This is a genomic window from Paenibacillus sp. strain BS8-2, from assembly GCF_054483835.1.
Map to the genome: position 1 here is coordinate 2,520,978 of NZ_CM137010.1, position 14,897 is coordinate 2,535,874.

Sequence of the window (14,897 nt, forward strand, 5' to 3'; positions counted from 1 at the left end):
AGGTCTTTAATATAAAGGTCCCCATTCTAATAATAATGGGGGCTTTTTTGCATCTCCGAAAAAGTTGAAATGACTGACTGTATTTGTCAGGGTTATAGGATTATACTCAATATGAGATTGGAAATTATTCGGTACGTTTCTCGGAAAGAAGGCTTAGATGATGACGAAATCGGACAACATGTTATCCATACTCTGGATGCTTCGCTCAGGCAAGCGAATGACTGCTAAGCAGCTAGCGGAAGAGCTTGAGATACACGTGCGGACCGTTTATCGCTGCATAGATTCTCTCTGCGTCAGCGGAGTTCCCATCATTGCCGATTCGGGGCCTAACGGAGGTTATAGCATCCTGAGCGGGTTTGCCGATTCTCCGCTATTCTTCGATATGGAGGAACAGAAGGCGTTGCTTCATGCCACGATATTTGCTAAGGAATCAGGGTATCCTTACGACGATGAATTAACCCGCGCGATGGACAAAATAATGCGATACACAAACGAGAAGCAACTGGATCTGCTAAAGCGCCATCGTACTGTCCTATCTGTCATCTATCCGCAAGTGAACGGCAAGTTACAAACCTATCTGCAAACGCTGGAGGCTGCGGCCGGACAGGGAAAAACGCTGGAAATGGAATATGACCGGGGCAAGGGAGAACTCCCGAAGCTGCGGCTATTCAACCCTTATGGCATTGTGTATTGGAAAGGGAGCTGGTACACGGTAGGATATTGCGGATACCGGGAGGAACTGCGGAATTTTCGAGTGGACCGCATTCGTACGTTGCGGGAGACCGATGGACAGTTTGTTCGTCCGGTGGAGTTCTCGGCCAAGGATTATTTGCTCCAGCAGCTGCTTCCCAATCCCATGGGATCGGCAAAGCTCGAGACTGTCAGGATCAAGGGGAAGGAGCGGGTTCTAAACGAGTTGTGTCAGCACTGGTTGTTAGGACATGCACTTGTGGAGCGTCAGCCTGAGGAGGCCGTGTTCCGTTTAGAGCATTCTATGCTCCAGACTTACATCCCTTATTTATTGATGCCGTACAGTACAGCCTTGCAGATCGAGTCAGAGCTGCTCGTGGGGCGAATGGTAGAGACCAGCTCTCGAATGTTAACGCATTATGAAGCCATGTTATCAACGATCACAAGTAGAAAGGAAGATCAATGATGAGCAAATATGCCATGTTCGGCAAATTAACGGCGCATGAAGGAAAAAGGGAAGAGCTTGCGGAGATGATGCTGGAATCCAGCACGACACTAAATGATATGGAGGGCTGCATTTATTATATCCTCCATGCGGCCGAGGACGAGCCTAACGATCTCTGGATTACGGAGCTGTGGGAAAGCAAGGAAGCGCATGCCGCATCTTTGAAAAACGAAAAGGTGCTTGAGCTGATCGGGCGCTGCCGTCATTTGATCGCGGGGGCGAGCGCGATAAAGGTTCGACCGCTTGGAGGAAAAGGGTTTAATTAATGGGGAGGGATGAAGATGGAATGGAATTACTATGATACGTTTATTACCGTTGCCGCGGATTGCCCATCAGAGATCGGAACAAGGCCCCCGGACAAGAAAAACGGGAAAACGATGCCGGGCATCGAGTTTGATTTAGTTGTGAATAACCCGTATGGCTATACCCAAGAGGAGCTTCTGTACGCTGTGTACATCCAGCACAAAAACATTCCGGAGAAGGAGTTAGCCGAGAGGGGAACTCTGATTCGAGAAGCGTTTTTTATGAAGCCGAAGCCATGTTTGAGAGCGTCAATGCTCCCAAAAAAATACGGATGGGGCATCCATTTCAATGCAGAGGGAAAACTCGCGATCGTGCCAATGGAGTCCCCGGAATATAGTCGTTTCGTGGAAGGATATAGCGGCAACCTGAGGCTGCTTGCCGCCATGCGAAACAAGAAGAAGTGAGTGCACGTATGGCTTCCGAGTGCTACGGCTTTAGGAGAAAGTAGGATATACTAGTCAATTTTAAAATCATACTTGACAGGTTGGAATAATGGGTTTAATATCGGTTTATATCTTCTTAGCGCTCATTCAATTAGCGTTAAAGGAATTCATAAGCCGATTGGAAAACCAAAGGCCGCAATGTAATCCCGTTTCTTGGGATCGTTGTGGTCTTTTTTTGTTAACGGCCTAAAAAGGAGACATGAACATGGGACACCCGACAATTTATCCAACTGGAGCGACGGTATATTTGCCTGAAAAGGCTTGGAGCGGCTACACAATATTCAATGTGAGCGATGTAGGCTCGCTGTTGATCGACATGAACGGCAAAGAGGTTCATTTATGGGAAGGGCTCCGCGGCTTTCCGAGCAAAATTCTTCCTGGCGGCTTCGTAACAGGCAGTACCAAAGAGCGTGACCCGAGATACGGCTTCCAGGACGAAGCGGATGTGGTACAGGTCGACTGGGATGGCAACGTCGTATGGCGATTCAATCAATACGAGCTTGTGAATGACCCCGGGTATGAGCCGCAATGGATGGCGCGCGCGCATCATGATCATCAACGAGAGGGCAATCCGGTTGGCTATTATGCGCCTGGCCAGGAGCCCCAAACAAATGGCGGTAAAACGCTGATCCTCGCGCACAAAAACGTACTCAAGCCGGAAATCTCGGATAAAGTGCTGCTGGACGATACGATCATCGAGGTGGATTGGGAAGGCAACATCATTTGGGAGTGGGCGGTCAGTGATCACTTCGAGGAGCTAGGCTTCGACGAAGCGGCAAAAAACGTGCTGTTCCGCGATCCGAACGGGCGCCACTTCGGTAATGACACAGGCGGAGACTGGATGCACATCAACTCTGCTTCGTGGGTCGGACCAAATAAGTTCTACGATGCTGGAGACGAGCGTTTCCATCCGGACAATATTATATGGGATGCTCGGGAATCGAACATTATCGGGATTACGGATCGGAAGACAGGCAAGATCGTCTGGCAGTTGGGGCCGGATTACTCCAAGCCAGAGGTGAAACATCTGGGCTGGATTATCGGTCAGCACCATGCGCACATCATTCCGAAGGGACTCCCGGGTGAAGGCAATCTGCTCGTATTCGATAATGGCGGTTGGGGTGGATACGGTCTGCCGAACCCTGCATCTCCTTACGGTCAGAAGAATGCTATACGGGATCATTCTAGAATTCTAGAGATTAATCCGGTCACGCTAGAGATCGAATGGCAGTATACGGCTGTCGAGGCTGGATTCATGGCTCGGCTCGATTCCTATCGCTTCTATAGCCCGTTCATTAGCTCGGCGCAAAGGCTGCCAAACGGCAATACGCTTATTACGGAGGGCTCGGATGGCCGGATCTTCGAAGTGACGGCCCAGCATGAATTGGTGTGGGAATATGTTTCGCCTTATAAGAACAAATGGAACATGAACATGGTTTATCGCGCTTATCGTGTTCCTTATGAGTGGGTACCCCAATTGGAGAAGCCGCAAGAAACAGCGATTCAGCCGCTGGATGTCTCGGAATATCGTGTGCCGGGCGCTGCAGGAAAAGGCGCAAGCTCGGTGGTCAAGGTATCGGATACATTCTCGTTCGAGGATGGTGCGTTCTGCGTTGCAAGCACGGACGAGAAGGCAACCCAGCAGGACAAATGAAAATGACAACAAACAGGGAGTAGGATGGAAGATGAGAAATCGGAAAAAAAGTACGTTTTATATCACGGTGACCTTGGCTGCCATCTTGATGACTTTGCTAGCGGGATGCGGCAGAGAGGATGCCAAGCCTGCTAGCGGGGGAGCCGCGGGAGCTCAAAGTGATCCCATATCAATCAAGATCGCGGACATCGTATCAAACCCAGTATTCAGAGTAGCCAAGAATAAAGGTTTCTTCGAGAAATACGGTATTGAAGCGGAGATTGTCACGTTTGCTACACCGGCAGAAGGCATTAACTCTCTCTTCATCAAACAAGCCGATATCGGCTTCGGCGCGGATTTCCCTGTCTTGAACGCTGTAAGCAAGGGCGAGTTCTCGATACTAGCATCGACAGGCTCGGATACAGATGCAGCAGCCGCACAATGGAAACTGTTTGTACGTGAAGAGGTTAAGACGGGAGCCGATCTTAAAGGTAAGAAGTTGAGCTCGCTGCGGGGTACATTCCTGCCTTATCTCTGGGATGTGTACCTGAAGGAAAATGGCGTAAATATGGAAGATACGGAGCAGATCGGACAGGGAGGCTTAGATGAGACCTATGCAGCCATTAAGCGCGGAGACATCGATGCCGCTTGGGTAGCAGGCGCTGTGTTGATCGACAAGTTCAAAGAGATCGAGGGTGTCCACGAGTTATCGGATATGTCAAAAACATCTGTACGCATCGGCGGCAGCATCATCGCTCCGAACTCACTCATCAAGGATCACCCTGTCGCAGTCGCTAATTTCTTACGCGCCGTAGACGAGGCATCGACATTTATCGCGGCGAACCCTGATGAGACGGCAGATATATTGTACGAGGAAGTGAAACAACCGAGGGAAGCGACGCTTCGGGATGTGCAGTATAACAACTGGAATATTGGCTTCAAGCAGGAATCGTACGAGAGCTTATCTGCTCAGAAGACATACATGGTAGGCGCGGGCATCATTAAGGATGATTTCGAACTTAACGCAAAGCTGGGTCTGGATGCCATAACAGAAGCAATCCCGGATCGAGTGACCTACAAGAAATAAGGGAGGTATTCTCTATGAGCTTAGCAACGCCTTCCACTACTAATCGTGCAATTGCGATCGAAAAGCTGAACAAAAGCTATGTGCAGAACAAGCCAGGCGCGGTGCATTATATCATTAAGGATGTCGACCTTCATGTGAAGAGCGGAGAGTTTGTTGTTCTCCTCGGTCCGAGCGGCTGCGGCAAGTCGACGCTGCTGAACATCATCGCTGGTTTCGTCTCCAAATCAAGCGGTAATCTCCGAGTCGGCGGTGTCGATGTCGAGAAGCCGGGCAGGGAGCGGGCCGTTGTCTTCCAGCAAGCGGATTCTTCCTTGTTCCCGTGGCTGACCGTACGCCAGAATGTGGAGTTCGGTCTCAAGATGCAAGGAATGCCGAAGGCACAACGTCAAGAGATATCAGATCGTTTCATCCGTATGGTCGGTTTGTTCGGGCACGAAAAGAAGTTCCCGCGCGAACTGTCCGGCGGCATGAAGCAGCGGGTACAGCTGGCTCGCGTGTTGGCCAATGACCCGGATATTCTGCTCATGGATGAACCGTTCGGTGCACTCGATGCTATGACTAGACGAATGATGCAGAAGGAGCTTGGCCAAATCTGGAAAGAAACCAACAAGACGGTTATCTTTGTCACGCACGATATCCAGGAAGCGCTTCTGCTTGGCAGCCGTATCGTCGTCATGTCAGCAGGGCCGAATGCGTATATCTCGGATGTGTACGACGTGCCGCTGGCTTATCCGCGTGATGTCGCATTGCCCGAATTCAACTCCTTACTCCGTCGTATTCAGTCCCACTTCGACTCTGAGCTTGAAGGAGGTATGTATCCATGAAGGCATTGCATAACAAATGGATAACCATTCCTCTTCTATGGGTCTTTGCGATACTCATTTGGCAGATTGGTGCTTGGGTGTATAGACCGGAAATCGTTCCTGGACCTGTTGCGACATGGAACGCTGGTGTCGAGCTCATTAGCGACGGTTCTCTGACGAAGTACATCGGCATCAGCTTCTATCGCGTGTTCATTGGCTGGGCGCTTGGAAGTCTGCTCGCGATTCCGATCGGTCTCATCATTGGTAAGGTAGGCGCGATCCGCGTGTTCGCAGAGCCGTTCCTGAACTTCATTCGATTCATTCCGCCGATTGCTTTTATTACGCTGTTTCTCGTCTGGTTTGGCATTGGCGAGCAGTCCAAGATTGCACTTATTATGTATGCGACGTTGTTTATCGTCATCATGAATACGCTGACGGGCGTACTCTCCGTCGAAGAAGACAAGATTCGTTCCGCTCGCAGTATGGGAGCATCGGAGTGGCAGATTCTGATCCACGTGATCATCCCTGCTACGACACCTTATATCTTTACCGGTATTCGACTGGCGATGGGAACCTCCTATATGGCAATTATCGGCGCGGAGATGATTGCCGCGAACGAAGGTGTTGGTTTCTTAATCTGGAACTCCAGATTGTACTTCAGAACAGACTGGATTTTCGTCGGCCTCATTAGCCTTGGTTTAATGGGCTTCCTGACGGATCGTTTCGTCGGGTGGATTGGTCGCAAAGTATTATTCCGCTATGGTGTCGTGAGCTCTGCTCCGATTCGTCGATGAATCTATGACAGCAAGACAGTCCTACTGAGTCGGTTATCGGCTCGGCAGGACTGTCTCTTACTCTCTATTGCAGCAATAATCCGATCGTAGTCGATGGAAGCTCCGAAACTACGTTGCAGCGAAACTCTAAACCTTCCGCTCCCAGTGGCGATGCTGGGCTATCGCTTCAATGAACGCCGGTGCGAATGTGCCGATGGGTTCAGAATTTCCGGCTGTCAGAACCCCTGGCAGGCCAGTATCAACGACAATGCCTGCAGCTGCAAGAAGCTCGCTCCCCTCACCGAAGGCTGCAATCGTCTTGAAATGCTGGAACGCTTCGCGGACAAAATTCTGTGAATTCACATCGGCCATCAGTTCATGAACGCCTGCGCCACTTGCAATATAAACCGCGTCGTACAGCACTGACGCTGCCGTGAGCAGGGACTGCTGCGGTTCGACGACAGTTCCGTTATCGCCTTGCAAGGGAGCATGCGTCGCTGCAACCAGCTCTGAGGCTACCTTGGCATGGGTCAATGCTAGCTGCAGCTCCTTCAGGTCTGCGGCTTTGAATCCGTTGCCGATCAGTATGGCGACCTTGCGTGTTGCAGGCGACATGATGGTCGTATGCATGCTGAGCGCCGGGGAAATATGCGGCGGTTGAACGGCAATGCCGCGCTTGGCTTGGGCGCCAATCGAAGAGGCTACTCGCTCCGCAAGCTCTTCGGAGACATGGCTGAACACTTCAATGACTTGTTGCTTCACCGCTTTGGACATCACCTTGCCGAGCTCGAATCGGAACGCATCCACGATTTGAGTCTGCTCGACCGGTGTCATGCTATGCCAGAACATAGCCGCCTGGCTGTAGTGATCCTCGAAGGAATCGCTCCTGGCCCGAATCGTATGTCCGTCTAGCTTCTCCTCATAATGGCGATATCCGCCATCCTTCCATGATACTGGAGCCGGGGAATTATGAGCGAGCCCGTTACGGTGGTAGCTGGTTTGCCCAGGGTTAATGGTCATCCGGTGCATGCCGTCGCGCTGATTATTATGTACAGGAACGATTGGCCGGTTGATCGGGATTTCCGCGAAATTTGGTCCTCCGAGCCGCGTCAGCTGCGTATCTGTGTAGGAGAACAGCCGGCCTTGCAGCAGGGGATCGTTGGTGAAATCGATACCCGGCACGATATGGCCCGGATGGAAAGCAATCTGCTCCGTCTCCGCAAAAAAATTATCCGTGTTCCGGTTCAGCGTCATCTTACCGACAAGCTGGACAGGGACGAGCTCCTCCGGCCATAACTTGGTCGCATCCAGAAGGTCGAAGCCGAATTTGAACTCATCCTCTTCCTTCACGATTTGCAAGCCCAGCTCATATTCGGGGTAATTTCCTTGATTGATGGCATCCCACAAGTCTCTTCGATTGAAATCGGGATCTTTGCCCGCAATTTTTTGCGTTTCATCCCAGACAAGCGAATGTGTGCCGAGCTTTGGTTTCCAGTGGAATTTGACGAAATGCGCTTTGCCTTCTTCGTTCACAAGCCGGAATGTATGGACGCCGAAGCCCTCCATCATGCGGAAGCTGCGCGGCAGAGCGCGTCCTGACATGACCCACATAATCATATGTGCGGTCTCGGTATTCTGTCCTACGAAATCCCAGAATGTATCATGAGCCGAAGACGCCTGCGGAATTTCATTGGGAGGCTCCGGCTTAACTGCATGAATGAAGTCCGGGAATTTGATCGCATCCTGGATGAAGAATACGGGTATGTTGTTGCCAACGAGATCATAGTTGCCTTCTTCCGTATAGAACTTGACGGCAAAACCTCTGACATCCCGCACGGTATCGCTGGAGCCGCGTGAGCCGGCCACTGTCGAGAATCGGATGAACACGGGTGTTTTGACATTCGTGTCGTTCAAGAATTGGGCTCGCGTATATTGGGATAACGATTCGTATAGTTCGAATTCGCCATGTGCACCGAAACCTCTGGCATGAACAACTCGTTCGGGGATCCGCTCATGATCGAAATGGGTCATCTTCTCCCTGAAGTGGAAGTCCTCGATAAGCGTAGGTCCTCGCGTACCCGCCTTTAGCGAATGCTCATCATCTTCGATGCGCCCGCCTTGATTCGTCGTTAGCTCGTGACCATCGTCTGTTACTCGGAATGACTGAAGCTGCTGCTGTTTTGCATTCATTCCGGGCTGTTGCTTTTGATTCTTATCCATATTGTCCATCCATTTTGCCTCCTCATGTTCGTTAGAGGTAGTATCTTCCTTTTGGCTTTGAACTATCCTAAATTTGGCACATTAAACCCAAAAGGATAGGGTGAATTGTATGATAGGTGAAATACTGCCTGAGCTTGTTGTTTATGTGTTACTATGGATGGAAAAGGCAGAAGAGAGCAGGGAGGACGCATGGACTGGGAAGCCCTCGTAGCGTGTTGGAGCAGAGCCAGCGCAAGGCTGCTTGATATACAGGAGCATCGGTCGGAGGTAAGGATGGTTCCCAGGGATGACGTGGACCATATCGGTATTTTCGTGGTGACGGCCGGTGGAGCTGCCCGAATCAGCTTGGCAGGCAAGGGGTACAAAACTCGCGGAGTCCATGTTCTGCACGGTGCTGCAGATATGGAGCTGAAGGTTCTGCCGGCAGGAGACGATTTTGTATGTTATGTCATTTTCTATCAAACAAGCGGTCAGTCGCCGGAGGATCATGAGCGTGTTCGCCAAGCTTATTCTTTCACACCTGAAGCCGCGCTTCCGTTGCAGGAAAAGTGTGTAACGATGCACCGCCTCTGGCAACATACGAATCCGATGGACAAGTTGCAGGCGCAATCGCTGCTACTGCCATTTGTGTGGGAGATGTTGCGGCAGCTCCGCTCGACGGAAGTGAAGGTGGGCAGGCCGAATCCGGTCACCGAGGCTATTCGTTATATTCAGGCGCATTACAGCGAGTCGATATCGGCTGAGGAGTTAGCGGGAATGTACGGCTGCAGTACTAGCTACTTGTCTCGTTTGTTTAAGAACCAGCTTGGCATTGGGCCCATCGAATACTTGATTCATGTTCGTATTCATAAAGCGAAGCAGTTATTGTTGATCTCTGATTCTAGAATTCAAGAGATTGCGGCCAGCGTAGGCTATTCGGATGTGTATTACTTCAGCCGATTGTTCAAGAAACACACCGGTCTCGCGCCGTTCCAGTTCAGAGCGGACAAGAGAGGAATGGTTCAGAATAATCCATTCCAGCAATCGAAATTGTCCATTGTAACCCCAGACCTAGTTCCCCATAATGATAATGAGATTTATTATCAATTGGATGAGGAAGGGGACAGATTCATGTTTAGATTTGCAAGACCAACATTCGGAGCGATGATGATATTATGCACAACATTGCTCTTGAGCGCATGCCAAGGAGGTAACCAGACAGCGACACCAAGCTCAGAGCCGGCTGCAACAGCAACGGCTACAGAGAGCGCGACCGCTGAGACTCGTATATACGAGCATATGAAAGGCGAGACCGAAATTCCTGTTAAGCCGCAGCGAATAGTCAGCCTCTTTCACCTGGGAGAGCTGATGGCTCTCGGTGTGAAGCCTGTAGGCGCAACAACCTTTATCATTAATAACCCACTATTGGATGATGTTTCGGGGATAACGGATGTCGGTGTTCCGCCGAGCTTGGAGAAAATGCTGGAGCTTGAACCTGATCTCATTGTTACAACAGAACCTTTCGCTGAGGCTGTAGAGGGCGGATACGAAGCGCTGAGCAAGATCGCGCCGACGATCGTGGTAGAGCAGAACAATGATCCGATCAAGGATATCGAGATGTTCGGCGATATTCTGGGCAAGCAGGAAGAAGCGAAGCAGTGGAACGAGGCGTTCGCCGTCAAGCTTGAGCAATACAAAGAGAAGATCAAGCCTTACGTGTCTGCTGACGAAACCTTCTCCATATTAAATGTGCGTCCCGGAGCGTTGTTTGTTTATGGCGATACCAATATGGGCGGCAACATTATCTACAAGTATCTCGGCCTGAAGCCAACCGAGAAGGTTAATAACGAGGTTATCCATGGCGAGACATGGGAGATATCCGCAGAGGTGATACCTGATTTCATTGGCGAGCGGCTATTCCTGGCTGTGAACGACGGTGCGGATGAAGATTTGAAAAAAGTAGAATCATTGATTCAGAACTCCCCGGCCGGCAAGTCAGGCAAGGTCTACAACATTGACTTCGACGAGTTCCTTCCAAGCGATCCGATTTCGGTCGAAAAGCAATTGGATATCATCGTTGATTTGTTGACCGATGGGAAAGAGTAACAGACTATAAAGTTGAAACAACGGCCTCGTGCGGAGGCCACTGCATGTGCATGAAACAAAGGCTAATTCCATTCGTGATGAATGAGAATTAGCCTTTGTTTCATCAGGTAACAGCTTATGTTGGCGCGATTCTATTATCAGAATATGTCGATTTATATTTACAAGCATATTTTCCAATATTAATATATTCGTATGCACTTTTTTCCTATTTATCTAATTGAATGATAGGGCGAAGCTAGTGGAGGCGGATTATGAAAAAAGATAAGATTTTCTTTGTAATGTTCATGTTAGTGATGGTTATTTTGGCATTTTATTGGTCGTACTTTAACAAGAGCTGGACGATAAGCGGCACTGTGGCTGCGGCATCTTGTTTCCTATTATTTACCTTCCTCGGTGCGCGGACGATACCCGTTCTGTCTGCCTATATACTGGTGGGCAGCGGGAGTGAAGGGATACAGGTTTCTCGGACGGATAATAACGACAGAAAACAGGATTGGCTGTCGATTGTCGCCTGGATGGTACTGAGCCGCTGTCTCCTTCTGATTATGGGTTATGTTTTTCTAATCATTCAGAATGGTTACTCCGGTGGATTATTTACTAAAATGATAGAGACCTGGCATATCACGGGTATTGATGCGAATGCCTATTTGGGGATCGCGGAGAATGGTTATGTGACGGAGGGTGATCCTAGGTTCCACATTGTGTTTTTTCCCCTTCTACCATACTTGATTAAAGCAGTTGAGATTTTCACTGGGAGCTATCTTGCCGCAGGATTCATAGTGTCGATCATCTTCTCGATCGTTGCAGCAGTGTTCGCTTATGAGCTTGCACGTTTGGATATGGCACGCAGCCAAGCTTTACGCGCAGTCAAATACATATTTATTTTCCCGGCCGCATTCTTTTTCCTTATCCCAATGACAGAATCACTATTTCTAGCACTATCTCTGATGTGTCTTTATTTCGTACGCAACAAAAAGTGGCTCATCGGATGTTTATGTGCAGCGCTAGCCGCCTTTACGCGTTCGCCTGGGGTTCTGCTGGCTGTTCCGGTGGCCATTGAGTTCTTGCGTGAGCTGATCACATACTATAAGGCCTCCGATAGGGGATTGTTCTTACGCAGATTAGGCACGGCCTTTGCCGGCCTGCTCATTATACCTTTGGGGCTGCTGGCATATTTGTATATTAATTATGACGTGACAGGGAATGCATTTCAGTACTCGATCTATCAGAAGGAGCACTGGTCGCAGGAGATCTATCTGTTTTTCGATACGGCAAGATATCAAATGGAATATGCGGTAAGCGCATTTGTGGAGGGGAATAGCCGAAACTTCTTAGGTTTATGGCTGCCTAATCTGGTCGCAATCTTTACGGCTCTGATCGTGATGGTGTTAGGTGCGAAGAAGCTGAACCCCGCATACACGGCGTATTTTATAGTATACTTTGCCTTTGTCGTAGGACCTACTTGGTTGCTTTCGGCTCCGCGTTATTTGATCGTTGCCTTCCCGCTCGCGTTTGCCGCAGCAGCTCTTACAGAAGAGAAGTCCAGGGATGCCGCGCTTACCGTATTATCGGTGGTCGGCGGGTTATTGTATCTTGCATTGCTCGTCACCGGTTATCCTGTGTATTAAGAACAAGGTTTTGGGCTCTTTGTGTCGAATAATATAATTAATTTTATTGACGCTTGGACCGGAGGGCTGCATACATGATCGCACATACGAAGCTACAAATTCCCCAGTCACGCCTTAAGGTCGTTCCGCGGCCCCATCTAATGAACAAGCTTGACCTCGGCATGAAAACAAAATTGACTTTATTATCTGCACAAGCTGGTTATGGAAAAACGACAACACTCGTTGAATGGGCGAAACGAGAGGATCGGCAAGTCATCTGGATATCGCTTGAGCCAAGGGACAACGACTGGAGTGCCTTCTGGGGTTGCGTGATCGCGGCTATTCAAGAAAAGATCTCCGGCTTTGGCGCTTCGCTCGGCTTCTTGCTGGAGCAAAGCTCGGAGGGCTCCTTCGAGTCAGGCATATCCGCATTCTTGAATGAGTGGCGTCTCGTTTCGAACGACTGGGTGTTGATCTGGGATGATTATCATGTGATCGATCACCCGATCGTGCAACAATCGGTAGCCTACATGCTGGGGTATCTGCCTGCCCATGTGCATCTATATATCGCAAGCCGTACGGATTTGCCGTTTCCAATTGCAAGGTTGACGGCAAAAGGAGAGTTTAATCTCATTCACACACAGGATCTGCGATTCGGAATGGAAGAAGGCATCACGTTCTTCCGGGATACGATGGACCTTATACTAACAAACGAGCAGATCGCTGCACTGCACGCTCATACGGAGGGATGGGTGAGCGGACTGCAGCTGGCAGCCATTACGCTCGCGCAAAGCGGCGATATTGCCGCATCCATTCGTCGATTTAACGGCAATCAACGTCAGATCTCTGATTATCTGCTTGAGGAAGTATTCGTACAGCAGTCAGAGGAAATGAAACAATTTCTACTCGCAACCTCTTCATTAACTCGCATGAACGGCAGCGTATGCCAGGCTGTTACGGAGCGCGCAGACAGCCAAGAGATATTGGAGACGCTTGAGCGGTTGAACTTGTTTATAATTCCATTGGATGAGGAGCGCCAGTGGTATCGGTACCATCATCTGTTGTCAGACTTTCTTCAACGAGTTGCCAGGGAAGAGGATTCCGAGCGATGGATGGAACATCATAGCCGCGCTGCCAACTGGTGCGAACAGAATGGATTGCATGAAGAAGCGGTTGAGCATTTCCTTCAGGCACGTCAAGCGGAGGATGCGATTCGGTTAATCGAGCAACATCTAACTTCCTTTATTTTCTCCAAAAGCGCGGTGTTGCTGAACTGGATCAAGGCGATGCCGGAGGCCTCTTATGCGAACAAACCTTCAATCGAGATGTTCTATATTTCTATGTTGATAAAGCTAGCAGAGTGGAAACAGGCCGTTGGAAGAGCGAAGAAGGCTGAGATTCGCTTTCAGTCCCTCCGAAATGAGCTCACTGACCACGAGTGGCGCCAAGTCATGGGGAATCTTTATTATTTCAGCGGCATCATTGCTTACTTTCAGCAGGATTTTTCGCTTGCTTCGCATTATTTTGAACAGCTCAATGAATGTTTGCCAGAAGGAAGTTTCTTTCAAAACGTGGGGAGCAATCGGTATGTTGGTTATGATCAATTCAATGATTTGTTATCCTTCACCAATGATCTGCCAGGTGTTGAAGCCTTCTTAATAAAGTGGATTAACAACTGGCGCGGCCATCAACATTATCCCTTCGTCGGGTTCCAATATGTGACGTATTGTATGTTGCTGTATGAGTGCAACCGACTGGACGAAGCTCGTCATTATCTGCGCGAAGCGATGGAGCGTGAGGATCTTCGCAGCTACGTCTGGATCGGGGTACAGCTGAATATCCTGTCATCGTTGCTCGCACAAGCGCAGGGGAATCATACGTCTGCATTAAGAGGGCTCGAGCAAGCGACTGAGATTGCATATTCTCCTGACTATCCTGTAATCGAGCAAAAGATTGCTTCGGAGAGAGCGCGATTATATATGAGGCAAGGTCTTCTGGATTCCGCGATGGATTGGTGCAGGAGCTGTGGGCTATCGCATACCGACGAGGTGTCTCGTTATCGTCTGTCTGAGTATCTCGATCTAGCAAGAGTGCTGGCGGCTTCAGGCCAATCGGATGCGGCGATGGAACTGTTAGATAAAATACATCACTTTGTTCAACAGGATGATCGTAAACGGGATCGAATTAGACTTCTTATCCTGCATAGCATCATCTCTTGGAATTTAGGCGATACGGATAATGCGCTTATTAGGCTGAACCGTGCATTATCTCTAGCGAGGCCTTCGGGCTATGTGCGCAGCTTTCTAGATGAAGGAGCGACGATGAGAGATATGCTGTCAGCGTTGTCGAAACGGCTTGGCGACGATGATGAAGAGGAGAGCCTCGGCGTAGGCACCTATATCCTGGAGCTTCTTGATGCAGGGCAGATCCCAAGCTCGACGGCGGAATCGAAAAATCAGCTATTGACCGCACAAGAGACCAAAGTGCTTCACCTGATGTATGAAGGCATGCAGCTCAAGGAGATCGCAGGATGTTTGCATGTAACGAAGGAAACCGTGAAGTACCACACGAAAAATATTTATCGCAAACTGGATGTGCATAACCGTGCCCAAGCGTTCAAGAGAGCGAAGGAGCTGGGCATTCCTCTGTAAGTGCATCCTACCCGAGTTTGTTGCAAAACCTCCCTGTTTGGGGAGGTTTTTTCTGTTGTCTTTTTTTATAGAATGAAGATCGGATTGCTTTTAGGTA

11 protein-coding genes are annotated in these 14,897 nt (G+C 49.6%); 10 read left to right on the top strand and 1 reads right to left on the bottom strand.

Annotated features, from left to right (window positions below; all coding sequences use genetic code 11):
* Positions 1 to 157 precede the first annotated feature (157 nt).
* The 7 genes from ACX1C1_RS10985 to ACX1C1_RS11015 all read left to right on the top strand — a co-directional run bounded on the left by ACX1C1_RS10985 (position 158) and on the right by ACX1C1_RS11015 (position 6,258).
* On the top strand, positions 158 to 1,156 hold the full coding sequence (locus ACX1C1_RS10985) for a helix-turn-helix transcriptional regulator (RefSeq protein WP_458957111.1): 999 nt from the start codon (positions 158 to 160) through the stop codon (positions 1,154 to 1,156).
* On the top strand, positions 1,153 to 1,461 hold the full coding sequence (locus tag ACX1C1_RS10990) for a putative quinol monooxygenase (protein ID WP_458957112.1): 309 nt from the start codon (positions 1,153 to 1,155) through the stop codon (positions 1,459 to 1,461). Before ACX1C1_RS10985 ends, ACX1C1_RS10990 begins: the two co-directional genes overlap by 4 nt.
* A gap of 15 nt (positions 1,462 to 1,476) precedes the next feature.
* Entirely contained in the window at positions 1,477 to 1,902 is a 426-nt protein-coding gene (locus ACX1C1_RS10995; RefSeq protein ID WP_458957113.1) for a DUF6157 family protein, read from the top strand.
* Positions 1,903 to 2,146: 244 nt separating this feature from the next.
* Positions 2,147 to 3,595 (top strand): aryl-sulfate sulfotransferase, encoded by a 1,449-nt coding sequence (locus ACX1C1_RS11000; RefSeq protein ID WP_458957114.1) that lies wholly within the window; start codon positions 2,147 to 2,149, stop codon positions 3,593 to 3,595.
* A 31-nt stretch (positions 3,596 to 3,626) separates the two neighbouring features.
* Positions 3,627 to 4,661 (top strand): ABC transporter substrate-binding protein, encoded by a 1,035-nt coding sequence (locus tag ACX1C1_RS11005; protein ID WP_458957115.1) that lies wholly within the window; start codon positions 3,627 to 3,629, stop codon positions 4,659 to 4,661.
* 14 nt (positions 4,662 to 4,675) lie between these two features.
* A complete protein-coding gene (locus ACX1C1_RS11010; protein WP_458957116.1) occupies positions 4,676 to 5,485 on the top strand; it encodes an ABC transporter ATP-binding protein in 810 nt (269 codons plus the stop codon).
* Positions 5,482 to 6,258 (top strand): ABC transporter permease, encoded by a 777-nt coding sequence (locus ACX1C1_RS11015; RefSeq protein WP_458957117.1) that lies wholly within the window; start codon positions 5,482 to 5,484, stop codon positions 6,256 to 6,258. Before ACX1C1_RS11010 ends, ACX1C1_RS11015 begins: the two co-directional genes overlap by 4 nt.
* Positions 6,259 to 6,384: 126 nt before the next feature.
* Here the strand turns inward: ACX1C1_RS11015 and ACX1C1_RS11020 are convergent, their stop codons facing one another.
* Positions 6,385 to 8,457 (bottom strand): catalase, encoded by a 2,073-nt coding sequence (locus ACX1C1_RS11020; RefSeq protein WP_458957659.1) that lies wholly within the window; start codon positions 8,455 to 8,457, stop codon positions 6,385 to 6,387.
* A gap of 189 nt (positions 8,458 to 8,646) precedes the next feature.
* On the opposite strand from ACX1C1_RS11020, the gene ACX1C1_RS11025 reads away from it, so the two are divergent.
* The 3 genes from ACX1C1_RS11025 to ACX1C1_RS11035 all read left to right on the top strand — a co-directional run bounded on the left by ACX1C1_RS11025 (position 8,647) and on the right by ACX1C1_RS11035 (position 14,800).
* Positions 8,647 to 10,542: an AraC family transcriptional regulator gene (locus tag ACX1C1_RS11025; protein ID WP_458957118.1), complete on the top strand. Its 1,896-nt coding sequence runs from the start codon at positions 8,647 to 8,649 to the stop codon at positions 10,540 to 10,542.
* 251 nt (positions 10,543 to 10,793) lie between these two features.
* On the top strand, positions 10,794 to 12,170 hold the full coding sequence (locus ACX1C1_RS11030; protein ID WP_458957119.1) for a hypothetical protein: 1,377 nt from the start codon (positions 10,794 to 10,796) through the stop codon (positions 12,168 to 12,170).
* A gap of 74 nt (positions 12,171 to 12,244) precedes the next feature.
* Complete coding sequence (locus ACX1C1_RS11035; RefSeq protein WP_458957120.1) at positions 12,245 to 14,800, top strand: LuxR C-terminal-related transcriptional regulator; 2,556 nt, start codon at positions 12,245 to 12,247, stop codon at positions 14,798 to 14,800.
* Positions 14,801 to 14,897: the final 97 nt, after the last annotated feature.

Coding starts and splice junctions, on each gene's coding strand:
- ACX1C1_RS11025 (WP_458957118.1), top strand. CDS start 8,647: ATGGACTGGGAAGCCCTCGTAGCGTGTTGGAGCAGAGCCAGCGCAAGG.
- ACX1C1_RS11005 (WP_458957115.1), top strand. CDS start 3,627: ATGAGAAATCGGAAAAAAAGTACGTTTTATATCACGGTGACCTTGGCT.
- ACX1C1_RS11015 (WP_458957117.1), top strand. CDS start 5,482: ATGAAGGCATTGCATAACAAATGGATAACCATTCCTCTTCTATGGGTC.
- ACX1C1_RS11020 (WP_458957659.1), bottom strand. CDS start 8,457: ATGGATAAGAATCAAAAGCAACAGCCCGGAATGAATGCAAAACAGCAG.
- ACX1C1_RS11035 (WP_458957120.1), top strand. CDS start 12,245: ATGATCGCACATACGAAGCTACAAATTCCCCAGTCACGCCTTAAGGTC.
- ACX1C1_RS11030 (WP_458957119.1), top strand. CDS start 10,794: ATGAAAAAAGATAAGATTTTCTTTGTAATGTTCATGTTAGTGATGGTT.
- ACX1C1_RS11000 (WP_458957114.1), top strand. CDS start 2,147: ATGGGACACCCGACAATTTATCCAACTGGAGCGACGGTATATTTGCCT.
- ACX1C1_RS11010 (WP_458957116.1), top strand. CDS start 4,676: ATGAGCTTAGCAACGCCTTCCACTACTAATCGTGCAATTGCGATCGAA.
- ACX1C1_RS10995 (WP_458957113.1), top strand. CDS start 1,477: ATGGAATGGAATTACTATGATACGTTTATTACCGTTGCCGCGGATTGC.
- ACX1C1_RS10985 (WP_458957111.1), top strand. CDS start 158: ATGATGACGAAATCGGACAACATGTTATCCATACTCTGGATGCTTCGC.
- ACX1C1_RS10990 (WP_458957112.1), top strand. CDS start 1,153: ATGATGAGCAAATATGCCATGTTCGGCAAATTAACGGCGCATGAAGGA.